Origin of the sequence: Amycolatopsis sp. NPDC005232, assembly GCF_040607795.1 — a bacterium.
Taxonomy (GTDB): domain Bacteria; phylum Actinomycetota; class Actinomycetes; order Mycobacteriales; family Pseudonocardiaceae; genus Amycolatopsis.
In genome coordinates, this window is record NZ_JBEXHL010000028.1 from 113,388 (window position 1) to 137,780 (window position 24,393).

Annotated in this window: 25 protein-coding genes; 16 read left to right on the forward strand and 9 right to left on the reverse strand. The window is 70.4% G+C overall.

What is annotated here, in order from left to right; translation table 11 throughout:
• Nucleotides 1-65: 65 nt before the first annotated feature.
• From paaZ to paaE, 6 genes are read left to right on the forward strand one after another with little or no spacing between them, the layout of a single operon-like run.
• Complete coding sequence (paaZ, locus tag ABZU76_RS37915) at nucleotides 66-2,093, forward strand: phenylacetic acid degradation bifunctional protein PaaZ (RefSeq protein WP_354878805.1); 2,028 nt, start codon at nucleotides 66-68, stop codon at nucleotides 2,091-2,093.
• Nucleotides 2,090-3,097 (forward strand): 1,2-phenylacetyl-CoA epoxidase subunit PaaA, encoded by a 1,008-nt coding sequence (gene paaA, locus ABZU76_RS37920; RefSeq protein WP_354878808.1) that lies wholly within the window; start codon nucleotides 2,090-2,092, stop codon nucleotides 3,095-3,097. Before paaZ ends, paaA begins: the two co-directional genes overlap by 4 nt.
• Complete coding sequence (paaB, locus tag ABZU76_RS37925; RefSeq protein WP_220246877.1) at nucleotides 3,094-3,378, forward strand: 1,2-phenylacetyl-CoA epoxidase subunit PaaB; 285 nt, start codon at nucleotides 3,094-3,096, stop codon at nucleotides 3,376-3,378. The genes paaA and paaB overlap by 4 nt, the downstream gene beginning before the upstream one ends.
• A gap of 7 nt (nucleotides 3,379-3,385) precedes the next feature.
• Nucleotides 3,386-4,243: a 1,2-phenylacetyl-CoA epoxidase subunit PaaC gene (gene paaC, locus ABZU76_RS37930; RefSeq protein WP_354878813.1), complete on the forward strand. Its 858-nt coding sequence runs from the start codon at nucleotides 3,386-3,388 to the stop codon at nucleotides 4,241-4,243.
• Nucleotides 4,237-4,806 (forward strand): 1,2-phenylacetyl-CoA epoxidase subunit PaaD, encoded by a 570-nt coding sequence (gene paaD / locus ABZU76_RS37935; RefSeq protein WP_354878815.1) that lies wholly within the window; start codon nucleotides 4,237-4,239, stop codon nucleotides 4,804-4,806. The genes paaC and paaD overlap by 7 nt, the downstream gene beginning before the upstream one ends.
• 1 nt (nucleotide 4,807) lies before the next feature.
• On the forward strand, nucleotides 4,808-5,884 hold the full coding sequence (gene paaE / locus ABZU76_RS37940; protein ID WP_354878817.1) for a 1,2-phenylacetyl-CoA epoxidase subunit PaaE: 1,077 nt from the start codon (nucleotides 4,808-4,810) through the stop codon (nucleotides 5,882-5,884).
• On the opposite strand, the gene ABZU76_RS37945 is transcribed toward paaE, so the two are convergent.
• From ABZU76_RS37945 to ABZU76_RS37965, 5 genes are all read right to left on the reverse strand, one after another.
• A complete protein-coding gene (locus tag ABZU76_RS37945) occupies nucleotides 5,885-6,988 on the reverse strand; it encodes an adenylate/guanylate cyclase domain-containing protein (protein WP_354878820.1) in 1,104 nt (367 codons plus the stop codon).
• 3 nt (nucleotides 6,989-6,991) lie between these two features.
• Nucleotides 6,992-7,441: a universal stress protein gene (locus tag ABZU76_RS37950; protein ID WP_354878823.1), complete on the reverse strand. Its 450-nt coding sequence runs from the start codon at nucleotides 7,439-7,441 to the stop codon at nucleotides 6,992-6,994.
• Between the two features lie 291 nt (nucleotides 7,442-7,732).
• Nucleotides 7,733-8,668 (reverse strand): ParA family protein, encoded by a 936-nt coding sequence (locus tag ABZU76_RS37955; protein WP_354878826.1) that lies wholly within the window; start codon nucleotides 8,666-8,668, stop codon nucleotides 7,733-7,735.
• Nucleotides 8,669-8,731: 63 nt separating this feature from the next.
• Nucleotides 8,732-9,523, reverse strand: coding sequence for a thioesterase family protein (locus ABZU76_RS37960; RefSeq protein ID WP_354878829.1), 792 nt, complete (start codon nucleotides 9,521-9,523; stop codon nucleotides 8,732-8,734).
• Nucleotides 9,523-10,416, reverse strand: coding sequence for a RecB family exonuclease (locus ABZU76_RS37965; RefSeq protein ID WP_354878832.1), 894 nt, complete (start codon nucleotides 10,414-10,416; stop codon nucleotides 9,523-9,525). The genes ABZU76_RS37960 and ABZU76_RS37965 overlap by 1 nt, the downstream gene beginning before the upstream one ends.
• Before the next feature lie 747 nt (nucleotides 10,417-11,163).
• Between ABZU76_RS37965 and ABZU76_RS37970 the strand changes: the two genes are divergently transcribed.
• Together ABZU76_RS37970 and ABZU76_RS37975 are read left to right on the forward strand one after the other, a co-directional pair.
• A complete protein-coding gene (locus ABZU76_RS37970) occupies nucleotides 11,164-12,321 on the forward strand; it encodes a M50 family metallopeptidase (RefSeq protein WP_354878835.1) in 1,158 nt (385 codons plus the stop codon).
• 81 nt (nucleotides 12,322-12,402) lie between these two features.
• Nucleotides 12,403-13,233, forward strand: coding sequence for a tRNA (adenine-N1)-methyltransferase (locus tag ABZU76_RS37975; protein WP_220240789.1), 831 nt, complete (start codon nucleotides 12,403-12,405; stop codon nucleotides 13,231-13,233).
• 3 nt (nucleotides 13,234-13,236) lie between these two features.
• On the opposite strand, the gene ABZU76_RS37980 is transcribed toward ABZU76_RS37975, so the two are convergent.
• Entirely contained in the window at nucleotides 13,237-13,689 is a 453-nt protein-coding gene (locus tag ABZU76_RS37980) for a hypothetical protein (protein WP_354878838.1), read from the reverse strand.
• Between the two features lie 10 nt (nucleotides 13,690-13,699).
• Nucleotides 13,700-14,725, reverse strand: a complete 1,026-nt coding sequence (locus tag ABZU76_RS37985; RefSeq protein ID WP_354878841.1) for a hypothetical protein — start codon at nucleotides 14,723-14,725, stop codon at nucleotides 13,700-13,702.
• A gap of 350 nt (nucleotides 14,726-15,075) precedes the next feature.
• Between ABZU76_RS37985 and arc the strand changes: the two genes are divergently transcribed.
• Nucleotides 15,076-16,878, forward strand: a complete 1,803-nt coding sequence (gene arc / locus ABZU76_RS37990) for a proteasome ATPase (protein ID WP_354878844.1) — start codon at nucleotides 15,076-15,078, stop codon at nucleotides 16,876-16,878.
• Between the two features lie 57 nt (nucleotides 16,879-16,935).
• Here the strand turns inward: arc and ABZU76_RS37995 are convergent, their stop codons facing one another.
• Entirely contained in the window at nucleotides 16,936-17,856 is a 921-nt protein-coding gene (locus tag ABZU76_RS37995) for a DMT family transporter (protein ID WP_354878847.1), read from the reverse strand.
• Nucleotides 17,857-17,973: 117 nt separating this feature from the next.
• Here ABZU76_RS37995 and ABZU76_RS38000 point away from each other — a divergent pair, with 117 nt between their 5' ends.
• From ABZU76_RS38000 to ABZU76_RS38010, 3 genes are all read left to right on the forward strand, one after another.
• Nucleotides 17,974-18,315: a hypothetical protein gene (locus ABZU76_RS38000; protein WP_354878850.1), complete on the forward strand. Its 342-nt coding sequence runs from the start codon at nucleotides 17,974-17,976 to the stop codon at nucleotides 18,313-18,315.
• 91 nt (nucleotides 18,316-18,406) lie between these two features.
• Nucleotides 18,407-19,330 carry an aldo/keto reductase gene (locus ABZU76_RS38005; protein WP_354878853.1) on the forward strand — a complete coding sequence of 308 codons (924 nt, stop codon included), beginning with the start codon at nucleotides 18,407-18,409 and terminating at the stop codon, nucleotides 19,328-19,330.
• Between the two features lie 76 nt (nucleotides 19,331-19,406).
• Nucleotides 19,407-20,033: a hypothetical protein gene (locus ABZU76_RS38010; protein WP_354878856.1), complete on the forward strand. Its 627-nt coding sequence runs from the start codon at nucleotides 19,407-19,409 to the stop codon at nucleotides 20,031-20,033.
• Here ABZU76_RS38010 and ABZU76_RS38015 read toward each other — a convergent pair.
• The gene (locus ABZU76_RS38015) at nucleotides 20,024-20,536 is read right to left on the reverse strand and encodes an NUDIX domain-containing protein (RefSeq protein ID WP_220240781.1); all 513 of its coding nucleotides are present in this window, start codon (nucleotides 20,534-20,536) and stop codon (nucleotides 20,024-20,026) included. The two genes, ABZU76_RS38010 and ABZU76_RS38015, sit on opposite strands and share 10 nt — an antisense overlap.
• Before the next feature lie 40 nt (nucleotides 20,537-20,576).
• On the opposite strand from ABZU76_RS38015, the gene dop reads away from it, so the two are divergent.
• The 4 genes from dop (at nucleotide 20,577) to prcA (ending at nucleotide 24,293) form a co-directional block, all read left to right on the forward strand.
• A complete protein-coding gene (dop, locus tag ABZU76_RS38020) occupies nucleotides 20,577-22,079 on the forward strand; it encodes a depupylase/deamidase Dop (RefSeq protein WP_354878860.1) in 1,503 nt (500 codons plus the stop codon).
• 99 nt (nucleotides 22,080-22,178) lie between these two features.
• The gene (locus ABZU76_RS38025; protein WP_220240779.1) at nucleotides 22,179-22,373 is read left to right on the forward strand and encodes a ubiquitin-like protein Pup; all 195 of its coding nucleotides are present in this window, start codon (nucleotides 22,179-22,181) and stop codon (nucleotides 22,371-22,373) included.
• Nucleotides 22,374-22,581: 208 nt separating this feature from the next.
• Nucleotides 22,582-23,448: a proteasome subunit beta gene (prcB, locus tag ABZU76_RS38030; RefSeq protein ID WP_354878863.1), complete on the forward strand. Its 867-nt coding sequence runs from the start codon at nucleotides 22,582-22,584 to the stop codon at nucleotides 23,446-23,448.
• Nucleotides 23,449-23,516: 68 nt separating this feature from the next.
• Nucleotides 23,517-24,293 (forward strand): proteasome subunit alpha, encoded by a 777-nt coding sequence (gene prcA / locus ABZU76_RS38035; RefSeq protein ID WP_354878866.1) that lies wholly within the window; start codon nucleotides 23,517-23,519, stop codon nucleotides 24,291-24,293.
• Nucleotides 24,294-24,393: the final 100 nt, after the last annotated feature.

Below are 24,393 nucleotides of genomic sequence, written 5' to 3' on the forward strand. Positions count from 1 at the left end.
GAACGTCCGGTTGGTAATTCCGCGCGGGTGCCTCACCGCGCGACACGGCGAGAGGGTCGGGCCCCATGGTTTTGCTCCGCAGCTACGTCTCCGGCGGCTGGCACACGGCGACGGACGAGGGGACGCCGCTGCACGACGCGGCGACCGGTGAGGAGGTCGCCCGCGTCTCGTCGACCGGCGTCGACTTCGCCGGTGCGCTCGACTACGGCCGCCGCGTGGGCGGTCCCGCCCTGCGTGAGCTCACGTTCCACCAGCGCGCGGCCCTGCTCAAGGCCCTCGCGTCCCACCTGCGCGAGCACCGCGAGGAGCTCTACGCGGTGTCGGCGCGCACCGGCGCCACGCTGGGCGACTCGAAGTTCGACGTCGACGGCGGCATCGGCGTGCTGTTCAGCTACGCCTCGAAGGGCAAGCGCGAGCTGCCCAACGACACCGTCTACCTCGACGGCGCGGTGGAGCCGCTGAGCAAGGGCGGCACCTTCGTCGCGCAGCACGTCGCCGTGCCGCTGCACGGCGTCGCGATCCAGATCAACGCGTTCAACTTCCCGGTGTGGGGGCCGCTGGAGAAGTTCGCGCCCGCGTTCCTCGCCGGCGTACCGAGCCTGGTCAAGCCCGCGAGCCAGACGGCCTACCTCGCCGCGAAGCTGGTCGAGCTGATCATCGAGTCCGGCATCCTGCCCGAGGGTTCGCTGCAGTTCATCGCCGGCAGTGTCGGCGACCTGCTCGACCACGTGACCGCGCAGGACCTGGTGTCGTTCACCGGTTCCGCGTCCACCGCGCAGAAGCTGCGCGCGCACCCGGCGGTCGTGCGCAACTCCGTGCGCTTCAACGCGGAGGCCGATTCGCTGAACTGCTCGATCCTCGCGCCCGACGCGCGGCCGAGCACACCGGAGTTCGACCTGTTCGTGAAGCAGCTGGTCACCGAGATGACCGTGAAGGCGGGCCAGAAGTGCACCGCGATCCGCCGCGCGTTCGTGCCGGAGGAGATGCTCGACGACGTCGCCGAGGCCGCGAGCGCGCGCCTGGCGAAGATCGTGGTCGGTAACCCGACCGCCGAGGGCGTGCGGATGGGTGCGCTGGCCAGCCTGGAGCAGCGCGAAGAGGTCCGCCGTTCGCTCAAGGCCCTGCTCGACGCCGGCAGCGTCGTCTACGGCGACCTGGAGCACGTCGACGTGGTCGGCGCCGACGAGTCGACCGGCGCGTTCATGTCGCCGGTGCTGCTGAAGGCCGACCCGCAGCGTTCGGAGCCGCACGAGGTCGAGGCATTCGGGCCGGTGTCCACGCTGATGCCCTACACGTCGATCGCGCAGGTTATCGAGTTCGCCGCGCGCGGCGGCGGCAGCCTCGCCGGGTCGATCGTGACCGGCGACCCGGAGTTCGCGCGGACGATCGTGCTGGGCGTCGCGCCGTACCACGGCCGGCTGCTGGTGCTCGACGCTGACGACGCGAAGGAGTCGACGGGCCACGGCTCGCCGATGCCGCAGCTCGTGCACGGTGGTCCCGGTCGTGCCGGCGGTGGCGAGGAGATGGGCGGCATCCGCGGCGTGCTGCACCACATGCAGCGCACGGCCGTGCAGGCCAGCCCGAAGGTGCTCAGCACCGTCACCGGCCGGTGGGTCGAGGGCGCGCCGCGCGTCGAGGGCGACCACCCGTTCCGCAAGTCACTGGCCGAGCTGCGCGTCGGCGACTCCGTGGTGGCCGGCCCGCGCACGGTGACCCGCGCCGACATCGACCACTTCGCCGAGTTCACCGGCGACACCTTCTACGCCCACACCGACGAGGCCGCCGCGGCCGCGAACCCGCTGTTCGGCGGGATCGTCGCCCACGGCTACCTGGTGGTGTCGTTCGCCGCCGGACTGTTCGTCTCGCCGGAGCCGGGCCCGGTGCTCGCCAACTACGGCCTGGAGAACCTGCGGTTCCTCACGCCGGTCAAGGAAGGCGACGCGCTCACCGTGACGCTGACCGCCAAGCAGATCACCCCGCGCATCGACCAGGAGTACGGCGAGGTCCGCTGGGATGCCGATGTCGTGAACCAGACCGGCGATTCCGTGGCGAAGTACGACGTGCTCACGCTCGTTTCGAAGGAGCAGCCGTGACCGCTGTAGCTGAAGAAGACCTGCTCGGGCACTTCGAGCACACCATCGAACGCGACCAGCGCATCGAGCCGCGCGACTGGGTGCCCGAGGGCTACCGCAAGACGATGATCCGCCAGATCGCGCAGCACGCGCACTCGGAGATCATCGGCATGCAGCCCGAGGGTAACTGGATCACGCGCGCGCCTTCGTTGCGGCGCAAGGCGATCCTGCTCGCGAAGGTGCAGGACGAGGCCGGCCACGGGCTCTACCTGTATTCGGCCGCGGCCACGCTCGGCGCGGACCGCGCGGACCTCACCGACAAGCTGATCACCGGCCGGCAGAAGTACTCGTCGATCTTCAATTACCCGACGCTGACCTTCGCCGACGTCGGCGTGATCGGCTGGCTGGTCGACGGCGCGGCGATCTGCAACCAGGTACCGCTGTGCCGGTCGTCGTACGGGCCGTACGCGCGGGCGATGATCCGGATCTGCAAGGAAGAGTCGTTCCACCAGCGCCAGGGTTTCGAGCTGCTGATGACGATGATGCGCGGCACGCAGCAGCAGCGGGACATGGTGCAGGAGGCCGTGAACCGCTGGTGGTGGCCGTCGCTGATGATGTTCGGCCCGCCCGACGCGGAGTCGCCGAACACCGCGCAGTCCATGGCGTGGAAGGTCAAGCGGCACACCAACGACGAGCTGCGGCAGCGCTTTGTCGACATGTCAGTGCCGCAGGCGGAGGCGCTGGGCGTCACGTTCCCGGACCCGGACCTGCGCTGGAACGCTTCGCGCGAGCATTACGACTTCGGCGCGGTCGACTGGGACGAGTTCAAGAACGTGTTGCAGGGCAACGGTCCGTGCAACAAGGAGCGCCTTTCTCATCGGAAGCAGGCGCACGACGACGGCGCGTGGGTTCGTGAGGCTGCCGTTGCGCATGCTGCCAAACAGCAGTTGGGGGGTCCAGGGGGGCTCGCCCCCCGGCCGGGGTCTGGGGCTCGGCCCCAGAAGACAGAGGAGGGTTCGCTGTGAAGCACGATTGGCCGCTGTACGAGGTGTTCGTGCGGGGCAAGCGCGGGCTCAACCACGTGCACGTGGGCTCGCTGCACGCGGCTGACGACCAGATGGCGCTGCACAACGCGCGTGATCTGTACACGCGGCGCAACGAGGGCGTCTCGATCTGGGTCGTTAAGGCGTCGGACATCACCGCGTCCTCGCCGGACGAGAAGGACCCGTTCTTCGCGCCCAGCGGCGACAAGGTCTACCGGCACCCGACGTTCTACGACATTCCCGACAACGTTCCGCACATGTGAGGCCTTGATGTCCTTTGACAACGTCTATGAGGCCATCACCGAGGACAACGACGCCCGGTGGGCCTTCGGTACGGGCTTCGCCGACCCGCTGTCCGGTGTGGACACTTCGGTGCCTTCGGGTGTGGACGCCGCCGGCTTGGCGGCGTACTGCCTGATGCTGGGCGACGACGCGCTGGTGTTCTCCCACCGCCTGCAGGAGTGGGTCACGAACGCGCCGGAGCTCGAGGACGAAGTGGCGATCGCCAACATCGGCCTCGACCTGCTCGGCCAGGCCCGGCTGCTGCTGGCGCGCGCCGGCAAGGCCGACGGGACCGACCGCTCGGAGGACACGCTCGCGTTCCTGCGGGCCGAGCACGAGTTCCGCAACGTCCGGCTCGCCGAGCTCGGCGGCGGACACTTCGGGCACCTGATGGCGCGGCTGCTCGTGTTCTCCACGTGGCGGCTGGCGTTGCTGCGACAGCTCGAGTCCAGTGTGGACCCGGTCCTCGCCGCGATCGCGGCCAAGGGCGTGAAGGAGCTTGCCTACCACCGCGACTACGCGGCGCAGTGGGTCGTCCGCCTCGGCGACGGCACTTCGCTGTCGCACGAGCGAATGCAGGAGGGGCTCGACGCAGTGTGGCCGTACGTCGACGAGCTGTTCAAGACGCACCCGCTGGAGCTGGTGGACGCGGCCTCGCTGCGGCCGGAGTTCGACGTCGTGCTCGACCAGGTGCTGGCCGCGGCGACGCTGGAGCGGCCGACCGCGGGAGCCGTGGCCGGCGTGTCCGGGCGGACCGGTCGCGACGGCGTCCACACGGAGCAGATGGGGTTCCTGCTGGCTCAGCTGCAGAGCGTGGCGCGGGCGATGCCGGACGCGACATGGTGACCGCCGACGTGCTTTTTCCCGCGGAGGCGGCGTCGAACACCGCCGACGTGCTTTTTCCCGCGGAGGCGGCGTCGAACACCCCGCTGGCCGTGGCCGAGACCGTGACCGACCCCGAGCTGCCGATGCTCACGCTCGCCGACCTCGGCGTGCTGCGATCGGTGTCCGTGCGGGACGGTCGCGTGACGGTGGCCATCACCCCCACCTACACCGGCTGCCCGGCCATGGACACCATGCGCGACGACTTGGAGCACGCGTTGCTCGGCGCCGGCTACTCGGACGTCGAGATCCGCACCGTGCTCGAACCGGCGTGGTCGTCGGACTGGATTTCGGCCGACGGGCGGCGCAAGCTCGCCGAGGCCGGCATCGCGCCGCCGGGTGCGGCGCCGCGGCGCGCGAGTGGACCGGTGCCGCTCACGTTGTCACCGCCCGTGTCGCGCATCGCCTGCCCGCACTGCGGTTCGCTCGACACCGAGGAACAGTCGCGGTTCAGCGCCACCGCGTGCCGGGCGCTGCGCCGGTGTCGTGCGTGCCTGGAACCATTCGAACACGTCAAGGAGATCTGAGTTGACCAGCACGATTTCCCGGCGCACCGGCTTCCACTCGCTGCGGGTGGCTGACGTCGAGCGGCTGTGCGACGACGCGGTCGCCGTGACCTTCGACGTGCCTCCCGAGCTGGCCGAGACGTTCGCCTTCGCGCCCGGCCAGTCGCTGACCTTGCGCCGCACCGTCGACGGCCGCGACGAGCGCCGGTCGTACTCGATCTGCGCTCCGGCGGGCCGGCGGCCGCGCGTGGGCGTGCGGTTGGTTCCCGAGGGCGTGTTCTCGTCGTGGCTCGTGCAGGACGTGCGCCCGGGTGACGTCGTCGAGGTCTCCGCACCGACGGGGACCTTCACGCCGGATCTGACCGCGGGCGGTCACCACGTGCTGATCGCCGCCGGCTCGGGGATCACGCCGGTGCTGTCGATCGTCGCGTCGCTGCTCGCGACGCCGGACGCCACCGTCACTGTGCTGTACGGCAACCGCCGCACGGACACGGTCATGTTCGCCGACGAGCTGGCCGACCTGAAGGACCGCTACCCGGCGCGGCTCGAGCTCATCCACGTGCTCTCGCGCGAACCCCGCGAGGCCGAGCTGTTCACCGGCCGCCTCGACGCCGACAAGCTGCGCGCGCTGTTCGGCTCGCTGGTGCCGGTGGAGTCGGTGGCTCACTTCTGGCTGTGCGGGCCGTTCGGGATGGTCACGGGGGCACAGGAGGTGCTGGCGGCCCTGGGCGTGGCGGAGTCGAGTGTCCACCAGGAACTGTTCTACGTGGACGACGTGCCGCCGGAGCCGGTCAAGCACGTCGACCCGGCGGTGACCGGCGCCGCCTCGGAGGTCACGCTCATCCTCGACGGTCGCTCGACCACGATGAGCCTGCCGCAGGAATCGTCCATTTTGGACGGTGCGCAGAAGTTCCGGCCGGACCTGCCGTTCGCGTGCAAGGGCGGGGTGTGCGGCACCTGCCGGGCCCGCGTGACCGAGGGTGCCGTGGACATGCGGCGCAACTTCGCGCTGGAGAAGGCCGAGGTGGACGCGGGGTTCGTGCTGACGTGCCAGTCGCACCCGGCGAGCGAGCGCGTGACGGTGGACTACGACGCCTGATCAGCGCCTGCGGCGCCGGCGCCGCGAACCGAGCGTCAGGTCCTCGGGGCCGTCCGGTTCCGTCGCGGGGCGGGTCGTCTCGGGCAGGCCCATGGCTTCGGCCGCGCGTTCCTGGGCTTCCGCGAACTTCCCCGACGGCCGGTCCTGGGCCCGCCGCAGCACCGAGGTCCGCAGCCGGTTGTACCCGCGCACGGCGACGGGCCGGCGCGAGCGCAGCTCGTACTCCGGCAGGGTTTCGAGCTCGGCCGCCAGCTCACGGTCGACCAGTACCGTGCCGGGGCGCGCGACGGACGTCAGCCGCGCGGCGAGGTTCACGACAGAGCCGTAGACGTCGCCGAAACGCGACAACACCCGCCCCGAAGCCAGCCCCGCGCGCACGGCGGGCAGGTCGTCGGACGCGGACGTGCGTTCGGTGAGGGTGAGCGCGATCTCGGCACCCGACTCGGGGGAGTCGGTGACGAAGAAGACTTCGTCGCCGATCATCTTCACGATCCGCCCGCGGTGGTCGGCCACCACGCCCGCGGCCAGCGACTCGAACCCGTCGAGCACGCGGCTGAGCTTGTCCTCGTCGACCTCGCGGGTCATTTTGGTGTAGCCCACCATGTCGACGAAGCCGACGACCTGCGGCCGGGCCTCCAGGTCCTCGTCGGTGGCGAACGCGCGCCCGGCGAACGCCACGAGGTGGCGGCGCCACACGAAGTTCTGCACCTGCTCCAGCTCGGGCAGCAGCCGCGCGACGAGCTTGGTGACCTGGCTGTCGTCGAGGCCCGGGTTCTCGGCGATGAGCGACCACAGCATGTGCACCTGCCACTCGGCCAGGCGCGACAGGTGCTGCCCGAGCGCCCGCGTCACGGCGACCTCGAGGTTGCGCGCGACAAGTCCGGACGCGATGAGCTGGTCGGCGGTGCGCATGGCGGCGACATCGGCGTCGGTGAACACCACCTCGTCGTCCTCGGCCGCCGCGAACCCGAGCGCGCGCCACAGCCGGCGCGAGCGTTCCTCGGGCACACCGGCCGCTTCCGCGACCTCCAGGCGCGTGTACTTGCGCGGCCCGCCGAGGAGAAGCTTCTCGAGCTGGTGCTGCACCTCAGGGGATTCGGCCACGGCTCAGGTCGTGTGCACGATCAGCACGTCGACACCCGACTTGCGCGCCACCTCCGCCGGTACCGAGCCGAGGATCCGCCCGGCGAGCGTGTTGAGGCCGCGGTTGCCCACCACGAGCAGGTCGGCCGACGTCTCGTGCACGACCTTGCGCAGCGCGTGCACCGGCTCACCGTTCACGGCGATGGTCTGGATGTCCTTCGCCCCGGCCTTCGCGGCCCGGTCGCGCGCACTCTGCAACGTGTCCTCCGCCGGCGCCGACCCGACGACCTGGTAGGCCTCGTCGCCGAGCTCGTCCTGCGCCTGCTCCACGTCGTGCTTGCTGGCGGGGTAGTACGCGCACACCAGGACCAGCTTCGCCCCGGCATCCGCGGCCACCCCCGCCGCCCGATCCACCGCGGCGAACGACGAGTCGGACCCGTCCGTCCCCACCACCACGGTCCGATAGACAGCCATCCGAAACCTCCCGGCAAGCCCGAATCGGGGCGTCACTGCCCCGCTTGTCGGGGGAAGGTTACTCGCCAGTTGGCTCGCCCGCTGTTCGCCTCGGCTCCGCCGGGGCGAACAGCGGGCTCGCCAACTGGCTGTATTTTTGGCCTCGGCTCCGCCGAGGCGTGCGAGATCGCCTTTGAGCCGGTGTTGGGATCGGGCGGTCTGATCGGCCGGGGGCCGATCGCATCGCGCGATTCAAACGCCGGCGCGATCTCACGCTGTGGTTACCGTCCATAGTGGACTAAGCGAAGATTGTTACCTCTGCCGGTTCGGCCTCTTGGGCATGAGGTCGTAGAGCTTTTTGCGGGCGCCGTTGTCGTTGGCGTTGCGGGTCATCGCGACTTCGGAGATGAAATCCTCGAAGACGAACTCGTCGTCGGCCGGGACCTCGGTGGGGCCGGGGTTCTGGGCCAGGTAGCCGTCGAGGGTTTCGGCGATCTCGCGGAACGACAAGGCCTGCAGGGTTTCCGGGGCGTACGTGGTGACGGGAACGCCGTTGGCCGCGGCCTCGTTCATCACGACGCCGAGCGGTACGTGCGAGAGCATCGGGACGCCGAAGCTGTGCATCTCCTGCAGCGCCGCGGCCGCGTAGTGGGAGATCGGGCGGCGGTAGAGCCCGGGCACGATCCCGTACCACGCGATCGGCGTGCGGCCGGTGGTCTGTTCCACGTAGCGCACCTGGTCGCCGAGCAGCCGCAGCGCGCGGATGCTCGTTTTGTCCGGCTGCACCGGCACCAGGATCCCGTGTGACGCCGCGAGTGCGTTGTTGGTCAGCACGTCGAGCGCGGGCGGGCAGTCGATGACCACGTGGTCGTAGTTCGCGAACTGGATCACGCGCGCGAGCTGCCAGCCCGGTACGCGGAACGAGTCCAGCCGGCGGATCAGGTCGAACATGCCCGGCGACGTCGGGATCACGTCGAACGCGCCGCCGCGGCCGAGGTTGCTGCGCGGGTGCGGCACCGCGAGCTCCTCGATCGGGCCCTTCCAGAGCTTCGTGAGCGCCTTCGCGAGCGTGGGTGTGTCACCGGACGCCTCGGCCAGGCCGAGCATCTCGGTCGTCGCGTGCCCCTGCGGGTCGAGGTCGATCAGCAGCACGCGCCGGCCGCGTTCGGCCAGCGCCGCGGCCGCGCCCACGCTGAGTGAGGTCTTGCCGACCCCGCCTTTCTGGTTGACCACCGAGGTGATCTGCATGCCGGAGCGCTCCCTTGTCGGTCGTTCCGCGAAGGTTATTGGATCTGGGGCGCGGGCGCGCGGTTATCCGTTTTGGGCCTGTCGCGGCCGGACGAGCAGAGCCTGCGCACCGGTGCCGATCGGACCGGAGCCGTCGTGCAGAGTACTCGTGGCGGTGCCGACGCCGTGCGGGCCGACCAGGGTCACGGCGTCGAGCCCGATCCACTCGCCCTCCGGCGCCCGGCGCAGGTGGACCGTGAGCTCCGAGTTGATGAACCACCAGTCGTCGGTGGGCAGGAAGTGGGACACGCCGTTGGCCGAGTCCGCGACCGCGAACAGCCGCTGCAACCCGGTGGGCTCCTCGCCGTCGACGAGCGGAATCCGCTGCCGGCCCCACACCGCTGCCGGGCCCGGTGCCGAGATGCTGCCGCGCACGGCCCGCCACTCGACGGCGTTGAGGTAACCGCCGCGCCAGTCGGCGGGGAACGTCGTCTCCGTGCCCACCTCGGCCGAGGGCAGCAGGGGACCGGCGTCGGTCGCGACGCTCGTGGTGTCGGTGGTCGCGATCCGCCACGCGCTGGCCCGGGCGATCAGCTTGCCGCCCGCGGACAGCTCCGACTGCAACAGCTCCACCGACCGGCCCGGCCGCTCGATCCACGACCGCTGGTCCAGTTCCGCGACGGGCGCCGGCCCGAGGATCTCGATGGTCACGCGTGCGATCAGCGCCGGGTGCGGCGCTTCGAGCTGTTCCAGCCCGCGCGCGAGCAGCGCCGACGGTGGCCCGAAGTGCTGCGCGCCGGGTGCCCAGGGGCCGCTGGTGTGCTCCGTCGCGGCGTACCGCTCGTCGCCGAGCGGGACGTAGAACGCGTCGGCCATCAGTCGGCCCGGTCCAGTGCGGTCTCTTCGCCCGCGTCGGGTTCCGGCCAGCCGGGGTACTCCGGCGGAGTGCCGCCGAACTCCGGGCAGTGCGCCTGGTGGTCGCACCACGAGCACAGCTTGCCGGGGTTGGGCCGGAAGTCGCCGGTCTTGCCCGCCTTGAGGATCGCCTGCCAGATGGCTTCCAGCGTGCGCTCGAACCTCACCAGCTCCGCTTCGTCGGGCGTGTAGGCGAGCGACTGGCCGTCGGTGAGGTACATCAGCTTCAGCTGCCGCGGCACGATGCCGCGCAGCCGCCACAGCACCACGGCGTAGAACTTCATCTGGAACATCGCCTTGGCCTCGCCGATCTCACGCGGCGCGGCCCCGGTCTTGTAGTCCACCACGCGGATCTCGCCCGTGGGCGCCACGTCCACGCGGTCGATGTACCCGCGCAGCAGCACCCCCGAGCCCAGCTCGATCTCCACGTGCAGCTCACACGCCTCCGGCTCCAGCCGGCGCGGGTCCTCAAGCTCGAAGTACGCGTCGAGCAGCTTCTCCGCCGACGCCAGCCACTTGTCGGATTCGCCCTCCTCGGCGTCCGTGAACAGCTCGGTCCACTCCGGACTCGCGGCCGACAGCTCCGCCCATGTGGGCGCCAGCAGATCCTTGGCCCGCGGCGCCACGCGCTCACCCGCGGGCAGACCGAACAGCCGTTCCAGCACGGCATGCACGAGCGTCCCGCGCACCTGGGCCTTCGTGGGCACCTCGGGCAGCCGGTCGACGGCCCGGAATCGGTAGAGGAGCGGACACTGTTTGAAATCGCTGGCACGTGACGGCGACAGCGCCGGCCGCCTGCGGACGGGCGCGTCACCAGTTCCCGGTGGGGTGGTGACCGTAGCGGTGTCGGGCATGGCCAGAGCGTAACGCTGGGCACCGACAGAATCTTTGGCCCCGCCTCCGGCAGGGCGGCGAGATCGCCGGGAGGCGCGCGATCTCGCGGCCGGGTCCCCTCTGCTGGGATGGCCATGGGTGGTGAGGTGCGATCGCGAGGTGGTCGCCGCGGTGGGAGTGGGGTTGGTGGTCGGGCCGGCTGCGCGCGGTGGCCAAAGGGAGCTCGGCTTTCGTGGCACGTGCCGCCTTCACCGGGCGACCAAGCCCGACACGCCCGAGCCTGACACGCCGCGAGCCTGACACCGGCTCTGGCGACAAAGCCCGGGCGTGACGCAGCTGGCTCTCGCGGCGAAGCCCGACACGCTCGGTTTGGCGACCAAGCCTCGGCTTGACCGGTCTCGCGGCGAACCGTGAGTCGCCTGCTCTCGCGCCCGAGCCCGGCGCGCCCGGTTTCACGGCCGAGCCCGTGTCCCGATTCACCTGCTCTCGCGACGAAGCACGACTTACCTGCTCTCGCGACCAACCGCGACACGCCCGACCCCACGGCCAATCTCACACTCCCGCCCAATTCACTCTCCCGGGGGCGACCCACCCGCGAGATCGCGCCGGTTTCCGGATGGGGGCGGTGCGATCGGCCCCCGGCCGATCCGACCGCCCCCATCCGGAAGCCGGCTCACAGGCGATCTCGCCCGCCCTGGCGGAGCCAGGGCCAAGGACACGGACACAGGTCACTCCCTTCCCACACCTTGACCCCTACTCTTGCCCGCATGGCCGCGACCCGACAGCACGGTGCCGGGCCGTCCCGGCGCGCCACGCCCGGCGACGGCGGGCTGCTGCTGTTCCGGGTGGCCGGGGTGCCGGTGCTGCTGGCGCCGTCGTGGTGGATCGGGTCGCTGATCATCGTGGTGCTGTACGCGCCGCTGGTGGGGCGGCTGCTGCCGGACGCGTCGACGCCCACGTCGTGGCTGCTGGCGGCCGCGTTCGCGGTGCTGCTGGGGCTGTCGGTGCTCGCGCACGAGCTGGGGCACTGCCTCGTGGCGCTGCGGTTGGGGATTCCCGTGCGCCGGCTGCGGCTGTTCCTGCTCGGTGGGCTGTCCGAGGTCGCGCGAACGCCGCGCCGGCCCGGGCAGGAAGGGCTGGTGGCCGCGGCCGGGCCGGCGGTCTCGCTGGTGCTGGGCGGGTTCTGTGCCCTGCTGATGCTCGCCGTGCCGCCGGACGGTGCGGTGTGGCTGCTGGTCGCGGAGTGCGCCGTGGCGAACTTCGCGGTGGGCGTGTTCAACCTGCTCCCCGGGCTGCCGCTCGACGGCGGCCGCCTTGTGCGGGCCGGCGTCTGGGCCGCGACGGGGATGCGCGCCAAGGGCACGCGCGCCGCAGTGGCCGGGGGCGCGGTTGTCGCGACGGGCCTGATCGTGTGGGCACTGTGGGGCCTGGCCACCCAGAGCGAGGACCGCTGGCTGCGGCTCGGCGTCTGCGTGGTCACGGCCTGGTTCGTGATCCTCGGCGCCCGTTCGGAGCTCGCGGCCGAAGCCCGGCGCAGCTGGCCCGACGGCCTCGAGCTGGCCGAGCTGGTCCGCCCCGTTCTGCAGCTGCCCGCGGAAAGCCCGGTGTCCGACGCGCTCGCTGCCTCGGCCGGCCGCGGGGTCGTCCTCGTGCGCGCCGACGGGGTCGCCGCGGGGCTGCTCGACGAGCAGGCCGCCGAACAGCTGGCCGGGACCCACCCGCACGCCCCGGCGGAGCTCGCGGCCGAGCCGATCCGTGCCGAAACGGTGCTGCTGGCCTCGGAGCCGGGGGAGGAGATCGCCGAACGCGTGCGCGAAACCCCCGCGTGGCAGTTCCTCGTGGTCGACGACGAGGGCCGCCCCGCCGGCGTGCTGCGCCGCGAGGACCTCCGGGCCGCGCTCGTGCGCGGCCGCCACGCTCACTGAGAGTGCACCCGACCGGCGACCCGCGCGGACGACCTGCGAGGATCTGACGCCAGCGTTTCGCGTGTGAGGTGGAGGAAGAAGTTGTCGGTCAGCGGACCGTTTCGCGCAGGAGACCGGGTTCAGTTGACGGACTCGAAGGGCCGGCACTACACCCTCACACTCGCCGAGGGCGGCGAGTACCACACGCACCGCGGTGCGCTCGCGCACGACGAGCTGATCGGGCTTCCCGAGGGCTCCGTGGTGACCTCGGCCGGCGGCAGCAACTACCTCGCGCTGCGGCCCCTGCTGCCGGACTACGTGCTGTCCATGCCGCGCGGCGCCCAGGTGATCTACCCCAAGGACGCGTCGCAGATCGTGATGTGGGGCGACATCTTCCCGGGTGCGCGCGTGCTCGAAGCCGGCGCCGGCTCGGGCGCGCTGACGCTCTCGCTGCTGCGCGCCGTCGGCCCGGCCGGGCACGTGTCCTCCTACGAGATCCGCGACGACCACGCGGAGCACGCGGAGCGCAACGTCGTGAAGTTCTTCGGCGAGAAGCCGGACAACTGGACGCTCACCGTCGCCGACCTGGCCACGCACGCCGGCGAGGTCGACCGGGTCGTGCTCGACATGCTCGCGCCGTGGGATCAGCTGCCGAACGTCGCCGCGCACCTCGTGCCGGGCGGTGTCCTCACGGTGTATGTGGCGACCGTCACACAGCTTTCCCGCGTGACGGAGTCGTTGCGGGAACAGCAGTGCTGGACCGAACCGGAGTCGTGGGAGACGCTGATGCGCCCGTGGCACGTCGTCGGCCTCGCGGTGCGGCCGGACCACCGGATGGTGGCGCACACGGCGTTCCTGCTCACCGCGCGCCGGCTCGCCGACGGCACGGTGTCCCCGCGAGTGTCGCGCCGGCCCGCGAAGGGCAAGGGCTGAGGCCTAGCCCGGCACGCACCACCGGTCGTTTTCCCGGTGCATCGGGAACGGCGTGTCCTTGCGCCCGCCCGCGCCTTCCACGTGCACGGTGACGCCGGCCGAGTCCCCAGCCACGTTCGGCGGCCCGGCGAGGGTGACGGTGAGCGGTCCCGCCGCGTCCCACTGCGACTGCAGTCGGGCCAGAGCCTGGGAAGTCTGCGGTTCGCACGTGAGCCGGCCGAACTCCGTGGCGTCGCCGCGCTTGATGGCGTCGACGATGGCGTTGGCGAGCACGTTCGTCGCGGCGACGTCCGCGTCGCTCGCGGGCAAGGAAAACGGGGGGACGCTCGCAGGCTGGGAAGGCGCCGCAGGCGGTGGCGGTGAGGGCCCGGCCGGTGCGACCAGCACCAGGCCGAGCACCGCGCCGGCCACGAGAGCGCCGAGCACGACGAGCCCGGCGGTGAGTCTGCCACTCACCGCCGGGGTCTCACTGCTTGTCCGCCTGGGCGTCGACCAGGCACCAGACGCCGGCCTCGCGCTTCGAGGTCATCGTCCCGTTCGCCGTTCTCGCGCCCTGCGTGGCCTTGTACCGCACGGACGCAGTGTTGCCGTTCTCCTGTGCGGCGCCCGTGAGCTGGATCTGGGTGGTCGGGATATCCACGGCGCCACCGTTGTAGAGGCTGCGGCAGGCCAGTCCGGCGAGCGCGGCACCGTCGCCGCTGGTGAAGTCGTCCGCGGCGGCCTGGAACAGCTCCTGCGCGCTTTGTTTCCCGCCGGGTGCGGGCGAGTTGCTGCCGGAGGCCGACCCCGTCGACGGGGTCGAACCGGTGCTCGTGCTGGGCCGGGCCGGCGCGCCGGTGTTCGGCAGGCCCCCTCCGGGGCTGCTCACAGCCGGGGGCGCCGGCGGGGCCGCGGTGTCGGTTTTGTCCTTGTCGTCACCCGAAAGCCCGATGACGAGACCGATCGCGGCACCCACCACGACCACCACGCCGACGGCGATCCCGACGATCAGGCCGGTCTTCTTTTTCTTCGGAGGCTGCTCGTTGTAGCCGCCGAAGGACTGATAACCACCCGGTTGGCCGTACTGATCGCCGAAACCGCCCTGCTGGTGGCCCTCCGGCTGCCCGAACTGCTGCGTTCCACCCTGCTGGTACGGATCTTGCTGCCCGTACGGCTGGGGCCCGCCGTGGGGCTGGTAGGGATCTTGCTGCCCGTACTGCGGCGGCTGGGAGTACGGATCTTGCTGCCCGAAGGGCGGGAGCTGCTGAGCCGGGTAGCCCGGCTGCTGCTGCGGACCGGACTGCGGGTACCCGCCCTGCGGGGGCCAGGTGCCCGGCTGCTGCTGCCCGCCGTGGGGCTGCCCGCCGGGGTAGCCGGGCTGCTGCTGAGGGCCGGACGGGGGCTGACCTGGGCCCTGCTGGGACTGTCCGTAGGGATTCGGCTGCTGCCCGTAACCTCCGTAGCCACCGCCCTGCTGGCCGTGACCACCGGGCTGCTGCGGCGGGTAGGTCATGTGTGGTGCCCCCTAGTGTTCCTTCGCGTGCCGACCTGGCCACCGGGTGAGGTGAACCCCGGGGGATGCTAGCCAGGCCGCCCGGGATCCGTGCGCTCAGGCCGGAATCCGGCGAAACCAAGGTTGGCGGCAGGGCAGAGGGCTACCTGCACCGTGCTCGCTTTCGCCTGGTGGAACAGGGCGTGACGGCCTCCGGTGTCCGGGCACCGAATCGGCCGCTTGCGCATCCGTGACGACCGTGCTGAGCGGGTGCGGAAATCGCGACGCGCCGATCTTGTGATGCGGAAAGGCCTTTTATTGTCGGTGATCGCCGGTACCGTGGAATGAAAAGCACTCCGAGGAGGTGCCCGATGCATCATGACCTTCCCGGAGGTCGGCGCGAGGAGGCCGACCCTTCAGCAACAGGCGGAGCAGGGCAGACGGCGGAACAACAAGCCCGGCAGATCCGTTTTCTCGAGGAGGAAGTGGCGCTGTTGCGTCGCAAACTCACCGATTCGCCGCGGCAGAACCGAGTTCTCGAACAGCGCCTCGCCGAGGCGTCCGAACGGGTGAGCCAGCTCACCGAGCGCAACACGAAACTGGTCGAGACCCTGCGCGAGGCGCGTGGTCAGCTGCTTGCCCTCCGCGAAGAGGTCGACAGGCTGGCCCAGCCGCCGAGCGGCTATGGGGTCTTCGTCACCTCGTACGAGGACAACACGGTGGACGTCTTCACCGCGGGCCGCAAGATGCGGGTCTCGGTGTCGCCGGCCGTGGAGATCTCGTCGCTGCGCCGTGGTCAGGCGCTGCGTCTCAACGAGGCACTCACCGTCGTCGAAGGCGGCGGTTTCGAGCGCACCGGTGAGGTGTGCGCACTGCGTGAGGTGCTCGCACCCGAGGACGAGGGCGGCGTGCCCCGTGCTCTCGTGGTGGGGCACGCGGACGAGGAGCGGATCGTCCTGCTCTCCGAACCGCTGGCCGAGCAGCCGCTCAAGCCTGGCGACTCGCTGCTCGTGGACACGAAGGTCGGGTACGCGTACGAGCGCGTGCCGAAGGCCGAGGTCGAGGACCTGGTGCTGGAGGAGGTGCCCGACGTCCGCTACGAGGACATCGGTGGCCTGAGCAGGCAGATCGAGCAGATCCGCGACGCGGTGGAGCTGCCGTTCCTGCACGCCGATCTCTACCAGGAATACCAGCTGCGGCCGCCGAAGGGTGTGCTGCTCTACGGGCCTCCGGGCTGCGGGAAGACGCTCATCGCCAAGGCGGTGGCCAACTCCCTGGCCAAGAAGGTCGCGCAGGCGCGGGGCGACAAGGAGGACGGGAAGTCCTACTTCCTGAACATCAAGGGCCCCGAGCTGCTCAACAAGTTCGTCGGTGAGACCGAGCGGTCCATCCGCCTGATCTTCCAGCGGGCTCGGGAGAAGGCCTCCGAGGGCACTCCCGTCATCGTGTTCTTCGACGAGATGGATTCCATCTTCCGCACCCGTGGTTCGGGCGTGTCCTCCGACGTGGAGACCACGATCGTGCCGCAGCTGCTGTCGGAGATCGACGGTGTGGAAGGGCTGGAGAACGTCATCGTCATCGGCGCCTCCAACCGTGAGGACATGATCGACCCGGCGATCCTGCGGCCGGGCCGGCTCGACGTGAAGATCAAGATCGAGCGTCCGGACGCCGAGGGCGCGAAGGACATCTTCTCCAAGTACCTGGCCGAAGGCCTGCCGATCCACGCCGACGACCTGGCGGAGTTCGGCGGGGACCAGAAGGCCACGTTCGACGCGATGATCCAGCACACGGTCGAGCGCATGTACGAGGAGAGCGACGAAAACCGGTTCCTCGAGGTGACCTACGCCAACGGGGACAAGGAAGTCCTGTACTTCCGCGACTTCAACTCGGGCGCGATGATCCAGAACATCGTGGACCGGGCGAAGAAATCGGCCATCAAGTCGGTGCTGGAGACCCAGCAGCCCGGCTTGCGCGTGCAGCACCTGCTGGACGCGATCGTCGACGAGTTCGCGGAGAACGAGGACCTGCCGAACACCACGAACCCGGACGACTGGGCCCGGATCTCCGGCAAGAAGGGTGAGCGGATCGTCTACATCCGCACGCTCGTCACCGGCAAGAACCAGGACTCGGGGCGGGCGATCGACACCGCCACGAACACGGGTCAGTACCTGTAGAAAACGCAGTACCCCGACGTGGGGCTGCCGGTTCGCCGGCGGCCCCACGTCTGCGTTTCACACCTTTTCGGCCACGCTCGCGGTCTGCCGTCGACGGAGCGGGAGTTTTCCGTGCGACGCGAGGATTCCGAGCACCACGAGGACCGCACCCGCGGGTTCGTTCCAGTGCACGGGCTCGTGCAACACGAGGACGCCGAGCACCACGCCCACCACCGGTGTGAGGTAAGTCACCGACGATGCGTGCGCCGCGCCCCAGGCCGCTACTACGCGTGTGTTCCACACGTACGCGATCCCCGTTCCCAGCACGCCCAGCGTGAGCATGCTGACCACCACGGCGGCGCTGAGGTGCATCGGCTGGCTCGCCACCATGGGGGCCAGCAGCAAGAGCAGCACTGTCGCGAAGCCGACCTGCCCGAACGCCACCACCACGGGATCGGCGCCCTTCGGGGACACGAACCGGCGCAGGTAGACGAAAGCCGCGCCGTAGCAGGCCGTCGCGCCCAGGCAGGCCAGCTGCGCCGTGAGCTCGTGCGAGAGGTCCACGCCCTGCCAGACGCCGACGAGCGTAAGCACGCCCGCGAAACCCAGCAGCAGCCCGGCCACGCGCGGTGCGGTGAGGCGCTCGGCCGGCAGCGCCGCGGCGGCGAACACCATCGTCAGCAACGGCGTGGTCGCATTGAAGATGCTGGCCAGCCCGGACGAGATGTACTGCTCCGCCCACGAGAACAGCAGGAACGGCGCCGCGCACAAAAGCACCGAGACCACCGCCAGATGACCCCACAACGCGAGGTCGCGGGGGAGCGGCCTGCGGCGCGCCACCAGGATCACGGCCAGCGCGAGTGCTCCGAACCCGACGCGAGCCAGGGCGACCTGGGCGGGGGAGAGGCCTTGCAGGCCCACCTTGATGAACAGAAAACTCGCGCCCCACACCACTGCCAGCGCGACGAATCGCGCACTGATACCGAACTGCCCGGTCATGACCCTCCTGATCGACTGCCACACTCGTGGCCAGTCAACGGCTCGCCACGCCGCGAGACCAGCGGTTATCGGCCATCTCATCCAAGTCTGGTGTATAACGACCTATACTTCCCGGCTGTGAGCACCGACGACACGCCGCGCCCGCGCGCCCCGATCACCGAACCCGACGTCCTGACCTGGCTGGAGACGACCGCGGCGGCCGTCCAGGCGGGGGAGTTGAGCGCCAACGATCTCATCGACCTGCTGGGGGAGCTGCGCCGCGCGTCCGCCGCCTGTGCCGACGCGTCCGACTGGGCCCTGCTCGCCGCCCGCGAGGAAGGCGCCAGCCTCCGCCAGATCGCCCCGGTCTTCGGCAAGGGCTACGTCCGGGCGCCCGCCGCTCGGCTGGAAAAACTCCACCGCCAGGCCCAGAACTCCGGACAATGGCTCGCCATCCTCCGACACAAACAAACTGTATAACGACCTATACGGCTGGCCTTGGGTCGAATAAACCTGTGGCCGGCAACGCATTCGCGTCGCCGGCCCAAACCTGCACAGACAAGGACACCGAATGGAGCGCATCGCGGTCGGGCTAGCCGCTCTCGGCCGGCCCGCGTACATCAACCTGGGCCGGGAGCTGCCGGCGACACGGGACGTACCGGCGATGCGCGCCGCGACCCACGAGGTGCTCGACGCGGCGTACGCGGCGGGCGTGCGCTGGGTCGACGTCGCGCGTTCCTACGGGCTGGCCGAGGACTTCCTCGCGAGCTGGCTCGCGGAGACCGGCCACACCGACGTGACGGTGTCGAGCAAGTGGGGCTACCGCTACGTCGGCGAGTGGCGGCTCGACGCGCCGGTGCACGAGGTCAAGGAGCACTCGGCGGCGCGGTTCGCCGAGCAGTGGGCCGAGACGTGGGCCTTGTTGGCCGACCACGTGAGTCTGTACCAGGTGCATTCGCTCACTGTGGACAGTCCGTTGTTCTCGGACGCGGCGCTGATCGACGCGCTGGCGGGATTGTCCGATCAGGGCGTCGAGGTCGGGTTCTCCACGTCCGGGCCGGCGCAGGCGGACGCGGTGCGGCGCGCGTTCGAGCTGGAAGCGGCTGGGCGGCCGGTGTTCTCGTCGGTGCAGTCCACTTGGAACGTTCTGGAGCCGTCGGTCGGCGGGGCGCTCGCCCAGGCGCGCGCGGCGGGGAAACGGGTGCTGGTCAAGGAGACGCTGGCCAACGGCCGCCTGGTCGTGGAGGCGCCCGAGCCGCTCGCGCGCATCGCCGCCGCGCACGGGGTGGGTCCGGACGCGGTCGCGGTGGCCGCGGTCCTCGCGAACGACTGGGTTTCGGCGGCGCTGGTGGGTCCGTCGAGCACTGCGCAGCTGGCCGCGAACCTGGCCGCCACGCGGGTTTCGCTGACCGCGGACGAGGTGGCCGAGCTGGCGGGTCTGGCGGAGACGCCGGAGGAGTACTGGCGGCACCGGTCCCACCTCGGGTGGGACTGACGGGCTGCACTACCCTCGCTGCAGCGCGCGCTCGGCGGGTGGGCCGCGGTTCTCGGATCTTCCGGAGGGGCGGCAGGTGCGTCATCGGCAGGTGCTCGCGGTGGCGGCGGTCGCGCTGGTAGGGCTCACGACCGCGTGCGGCAACCGGCCCAACGATCTCGAGACGTACTACGACGATCCGACGCCGGTGAACGACGCGACGACGTCCGCGCCGGTGACTCCGCCGCCTGCCGCGCCGCCGAGTTCTCCCACGTCCGCCGCGCCCGATCCTCGGATTCTGGCCGCTGCGGCGGCTTCGGCCGCGTTGCTGTCCGATGAGGACGTTGCGGAGGAGGGCGTTTCGCTCGGGCCGGGCAAGGCGTCGGGGTGCTTGTCGGGGTTGGCTCAGGGGGAGCGGCGGTCGGCGAGCTGGGTGTACCCGAGTGGTTCGGGGATCACGCACGAGGTCACGGCGTACGCGGGTGGGTCGGGTGCCGACGTGGTGTCCGCTGCGGACTGTGCCGGTCAGGTGCTCACGATCGCGCCGCAGCCGGGTGTTGCGCAGCAGCGGGCGTGGTGCGACGGGTCGACCTGCACGGTGCTGCTGGCGAAGGGTGAGCTGGTGTCGGCGTTGAGCGTGGCGGCGAGCACGCCGGCGCGGGCGGCGGACGCGGCGAAGCGGTTGCTGCCGAAGGTCGTGGCGAAGCTGGTTGCTCAGCCGTAGCGGCGGAACCACTCCTGCACGCCTTCGCGGCCGTCGGGGATGAAGGGGCTTTCGGGGTCGTCGACCCAGGCGCGCAGTTCGGTCAGGGGGAGCCAGCGGCCTTCGGCGATCTCTTCGGCCTGGTGGTGGATGGGGCCGTCCCAGCGGACTTCGTAGGCGAAGTTGTGGCAGTGGACGGTGCCCTGGTCATAGATCTTGGTGAACAGGGGTTCCGGTTCCACTCCGTGGACGCCGAGTTCTTCGGCGAGCTCGCGGCGGGCGCAGTCGGCGGGGGTTTCGCCCGCGGCGACGACTCCGCCGGCCCAGCAGTCCCAGGTGGACGGGAAGATGTCCTTGTCCGCGGTGCGGAGGTGGACGTACACGGATTCGCCGTCGCCCGAACGGACGAGCACCACGCCGGCGGCGTGCCACAGACCTTGGGCGCGGACGCGGGAGCGGGGTGCCTGGCCCACGACGTGGCCGGCGTGGTCATAGAGGGCAACGAGTTCGTCACTGCCTGGCATGGGGGCATCGTCGCACGGCCTTACCCCGTAGGGTGGTGGTATGCGTCGGATCATGGGAACCGAAGTCGAGTACGGCATCGCCGTGCCTGGGGACGCCACGGCGAACCCGGTGCTCACCTCGACTCAGGTGGTGCTCGCCTACGCGGCGGCTGCTGACATTCCGCGGGCTCGCCGGGCCCGGTGGGACTACGAGGTGGAGTCGCCGTTGCGCGACGCGCGCGGGTTCGACTTGACGGGTCCGGGTGGGCCGGGGCACGACCCGGACGTGGAGGATCTGGGCGCCGCGAACGTCATTCTGACGAACGGTGCGCGCCTGTATGTGGACCACGCGCACCCGGAGTATTCGGCGCCTGAGGTCACGAACGCGCGGGATGCGGTGATCTGGGACAAGGCCGGCGAGCGGGTGATGGAGGAGGCGGCGCTGAAGGCGGCGTCCGTGCCGGGTCAGCCGCCGTTGCAGCTGTACAAGAACAACGTGGACGGCAAGGGTGCGAGTTACGGCACGCACGAGAACTACCTGTGTTCGCGGTCGACGCCGTTCACCGCGATCATCGCCGGGTTGACGCCGTTCTTCGTGTCGCGGCAGGTGGTGACGGGCTCGGGGCGGGTCGGGATCGGCCAGCAGAGCGAAGAGGCCGGTTTCCAGCTGTCGCAGCGGTCGGATTACATCGAGGTCGAGGTCGGCCTGGAGACGACGCTGAAGCGCGGGATCATCAACACGCGCGACGAGCCGCACGCGGATGCGGACAAGTACCGGCGGCTGCACGTCATCGTCGGTGACGCGAACCTGTCGGAGTACTCGACCTACCTGAAGGTGGGTACGACGGCGCTGATCCTGGACCTCATCGAGTCGGGGATCCGGTTCGACGAGCTGAAGCTGGACGAGCCGGTGCGGGCCGTGCACAAGATCAGCCACGACCCGACGTTGAAGACGAAGGTCGAGCTGGCGAACGGGAAGAAGTTCTCAGGGCTGGACCTGCAGTTCGCCTACCACGAGATCGCGTCGGCGAACCTCGAGCGCACGGGTGCGGACGAGGCGTCGAAGGAGGTCCTGCGGGTCTGGGGCGAGGTGCTGGACGCGCTGACGCGGGATCCGCAGGAGTGCGCGGATCGGCTGGACTGGCCGGCGAAGCTGCGGCTGCTGGAGGGGTACCGGGAGAGGGATCAGCTGGCGTGGGGTGCGCCGCGGTTGCGGCTGGTGGACTTGCAGTACTCGGACGTGCGGCTGGCGAAGGGCCTGTACAACCGGTTGGTCACGCGTGGGTCGATGAAGCGGCTGGTCACGGAGGAGGAGGTCCAGGCGGCGATCACGACTCCGCCGTCGGACACCCGGGCGTACTTCCGGGGCCGGGCTCTGGAGAAGTACGCGACGTCGATCGCGGCCGCGTCGTGGGATTCGGTCATCTTCGACGTGGGCAAGGAGTCGCTGGTGCGCATCCCGACGCTGGAGCCGCTGCGGGGCACGAAGGCGCACGTCGGGAAGCTGCTGGACGCGGCGGCGACGGCCGAGGAGCTGGTCGAGGCGATCACCGGTTCGGACTAGTCCGAACCGGCACGGGGCCGCGGATCGGGATCGCGGCGTTGCCCCGAATGTCGGGGCCGCTGGGTAGGCTAGGAATCATCGGCCACACCGGGAGGCGATATGGCGCAGGAGAAGATCGAGAAGCACGGCGGTGGAGACTCCGACGAGGAGTTCGAAGCCACCGGAGCGGCGGGCCAGGAACGGCGCGAGAAGCTCGGCGAGGACGTCGACACGATCCTCGACGAGATCGACGACGTGCTGGAGGAGAACGCCGAGGACTTCGTTCGCGCCTACGTGCAGAAGGGCGGCGAGTAGTCGTTCGCGGCCGGTAGCCGCCCTCGGGTTTCCGGGGGCGGTTGTCGGTTGGCGTGCCGCTGCACGACTTCGGCGGTGCGGGCGACATACTGCGCGGCGACAGGTTGCGCGGCAGACTTCGCCTCGGCACGGTGTCGGGTTGCACGGCTTCGGTGCGCGGCCTCAGCGTTGTTTCTTCAGCCGATACAGATGGGAACCAAGAGCACGTATGGACAACACCTTCCCTCGGGCGGGTTTTTCGGGACCCGGCCTGCCTGCTTCGTACTTCTCGCCGGCTTCGTCGTCGTTCGCGGACTTCGTGCGGGCGCAGGCGCCTGAGCTGTTGCCGGCGCGGCGGGTGCCGTCGTCCGGGGCGGGTGAGCTGGCGGTGCCGCACGGGACCACGATCGTGGCGCTGACGTTCGCCGGGGGTGTGCTGATCGCGGGTGACCGGCGGGCGACGTCGGGGAACCTGATCGCGAGCCGGGACATCGAGAAGGTGCACGTCACGGACGAGTACTCGGCGGTGGGGATCGCGGGTACCGCGGGCCTGGCCGTGGAGATGGTCCGGTTGTACGCGGTGGAGCTGGCGCACTACGAGAAGATCGAGGGTGTGTCGCTGTCGCTGGACGGCAAGACGAACAAGCTGGCCGGGATGGTGAAGGCCAACCTGGACATGGCGATGGCGGGCCTGGCCGTGGTGCCGCTGTTCGTGGGCTACGACCTGGAGGCCGAGGACGCGAAGCGCGCCGGCCGGATCATCTCGTACGACGCCGCCGGTGGGCGCTACGAGGAGAACGCCGGGTACGCGGGTGTCGGTTCGGGTTCGCTGTTCGCGAAGTCGGCGCTGAAGAAGCTGTATGACCCCGACGCGGATGTCGACGCCGCGGTGCGGGCGGCCGTGGAGTCGTTGTACGACGCCGCGGACGACGACACGGCGAGCGGCGGGCCGGACCTGGTGCGGCGTATCTTCCCGAGCGTTGTCACGATCACCGCCGAGACCGGTGCGGTGCAGCTGCCGTCGGAGCAGACGGCGGCGGTGGCGGAGGCCGTGGTGGCCGGCCGCGCCGAGCGCACGCACCACCGGCCGAGCTGATCGCCGGTGACTTTCCCGAACGCTGAACCTTCGACCGCCGGTACACCGGAGAACGTGGAGCCGACACCGTGACGATGCCGTTGTATGCCTCTCCCGAGCAGCTGATGCGGGAGCGTTCCGAGCTGGCGCGCAAGGGCATCGCGCGCGGCCGGAGCGTGGTGGTGCTGAAGTACTCCGGCGGGGTGCTGTTCGTGGCGGAGAATCCGTCGGCGACCTTGCACAAGGTGTCGGAGATCTACGACCGGATCGGGTTCGCCGCGGTGGGCCGCTACTCGGAGTTCGAGAACCTGCGGGTGGCGGGGATCCGGCACGCGGACCTGAAGGGTTACCAGTACGACCGGCGTGACGTGAGCGCGCGGGCGCTGGCGAACGCGTATGCCGCGACGCTGGGCAGCATCTTCACCGAGCAGCTGAAGCCGTTCGAGGTGGAGGTGTGTGTCGCCGAGGTCGGGGCGAATCAGTCGGAGGACCAGCTGTACCGGCTGACCTACGACGGGTCGATCTTCGACGAGTCGCCGTTCGTGGTGATGGGTGGCCAGACCGAGCCGATCAGCACGAAGCTGAAGGACACCGTCGACCCGGAGCACGATCTGGCGACGGCGCTGGCGACGGCGATCGAGGGCCTGCGGGCGACCGTTTCGACGCCGAACGGCAACAACGGTGCGGCTACCGAGCCGGACCAGATCAAGCTCGAGGTCGCGGTGCTGGACCGGGCGCGGCCGCGGCGGGCGTTCCGCCGGCTGACGGGGGCGGCGCTGGACGCGCTGCTGCCCGAGCCGCCGGCGAAGGACGACGCCGAGAAGCCGGCCGAGGGTGACTCGAACGGTGACTCCGCCAAGGAGTGACTGCCAAGGAGTGACTGCCAAGGAGTGAAGTATTCGTGCGAGTGGGCCGCCCGGGGGTGGGGGGGGGGCCCTCGGTGTGTTGGGTGGGGGGGTTTGTTGC

What these genes read in the sequence shown, in the direction of transcription:
- ABZU76_RS38015 (WP_220240781.1), bottom strand. Translation starts at nt 20,536, where the DNA reads ATGCCAGGCAGTGACGAACTCGTTGCCCTCTATGACCACGCCGGCCAC.
- ABZU76_RS37950 (WP_354878823.1), bottom strand. Translation starts at nt 7,441, where the DNA reads ATGGCTGTCTATCGGACCGTGGTGGTGGGGACGGACGGGTCCGACTCG.
- paaZ (WP_354878805.1), top strand. Translation starts at nt 66, where the DNA reads ATGGTTTTGCTCCGCAGCTACGTCTCCGGCGGCTGGCACACGGCGACG.
- ABZU76_RS37955 (WP_354878826.1), bottom strand. Translation starts at nt 8,668, where the DNA reads ATGCAGATCACCTCGGTGGTCAACCAGAAAGGCGGGGTCGGCAAGACC.
- ABZU76_RS37985 (WP_354878841.1), bottom strand. Translation starts at nt 14,725, where the DNA reads ATGACCTACCCGCCGCAGCAGCCCGGTGGTCACGGCCAGCAGGGCGGT.
- ABZU76_RS37970 (WP_354878835.1), top strand. Translation starts at nt 11,164, where the DNA reads ATGGCCGCGACCCGACAGCACGGTGCCGGGCCGTCCCGGCGCGCCACG.
- ABZU76_RS37960 (WP_354878829.1), bottom strand. Translation starts at nt 9,523, where the DNA reads ATGGCCGACGCGTTCTACGTCCCGCTCGGCGACGAGCGGTACGCCGCG.
- ABZU76_RS38025 (WP_220240779.1), top strand. Translation starts at nt 22,179, where the DNA reads ATGGCGCAGGAGAAGATCGAGAAGCACGGCGGTGGAGACTCCGACGAG.
- prcB (WP_354878863.1), top strand. Translation starts at nt 22,582, where the DNA reads ATGGACAACACCTTCCCTCGGGCGGGTTTTTCGGGACCCGGCCTGCCT.
- ABZU76_RS37995 (WP_354878847.1), bottom strand. Translation starts at nt 17,856, where the DNA reads ATGACCGGGCAGTTCGGTATCAGTGCGCGATTCGTCGCGCTGGCAGTG.
- ABZU76_RS38005 (WP_354878853.1), top strand. Translation starts at nt 18,407, where the DNA reads ATGGAGCGCATCGCGGTCGGGCTAGCCGCTCTCGGCCGGCCCGCGTAC.
- ABZU76_RS37965 (WP_354878832.1), bottom strand. Translation starts at nt 10,416, where the DNA reads ATGCCCGACACCGCTACGGTCACCACCCCACCGGGAACTGGTGACGCG.
- arc (WP_354878844.1), top strand. Translation starts at nt 15,076, where the DNA reads ATGCATCATGACCTTCCCGGAGGTCGGCGCGAGGAGGCCGACCCTTCA.
- dop (WP_354878860.1), top strand. Translation starts at nt 20,577, where the DNA reads ATGCGTCGGATCATGGGAACCGAAGTCGAGTACGGCATCGCCGTGCCT.
- paaC (WP_354878813.1), top strand. Translation starts at nt 3,386, where the DNA reads ATGTCCTTTGACAACGTCTATGAGGCCATCACCGAGGACAACGACGCC.
- paaD (WP_354878815.1), top strand. Translation starts at nt 4,237, where the DNA reads ATGGTGACCGCCGACGTGCTTTTTCCCGCGGAGGCGGCGTCGAACACC.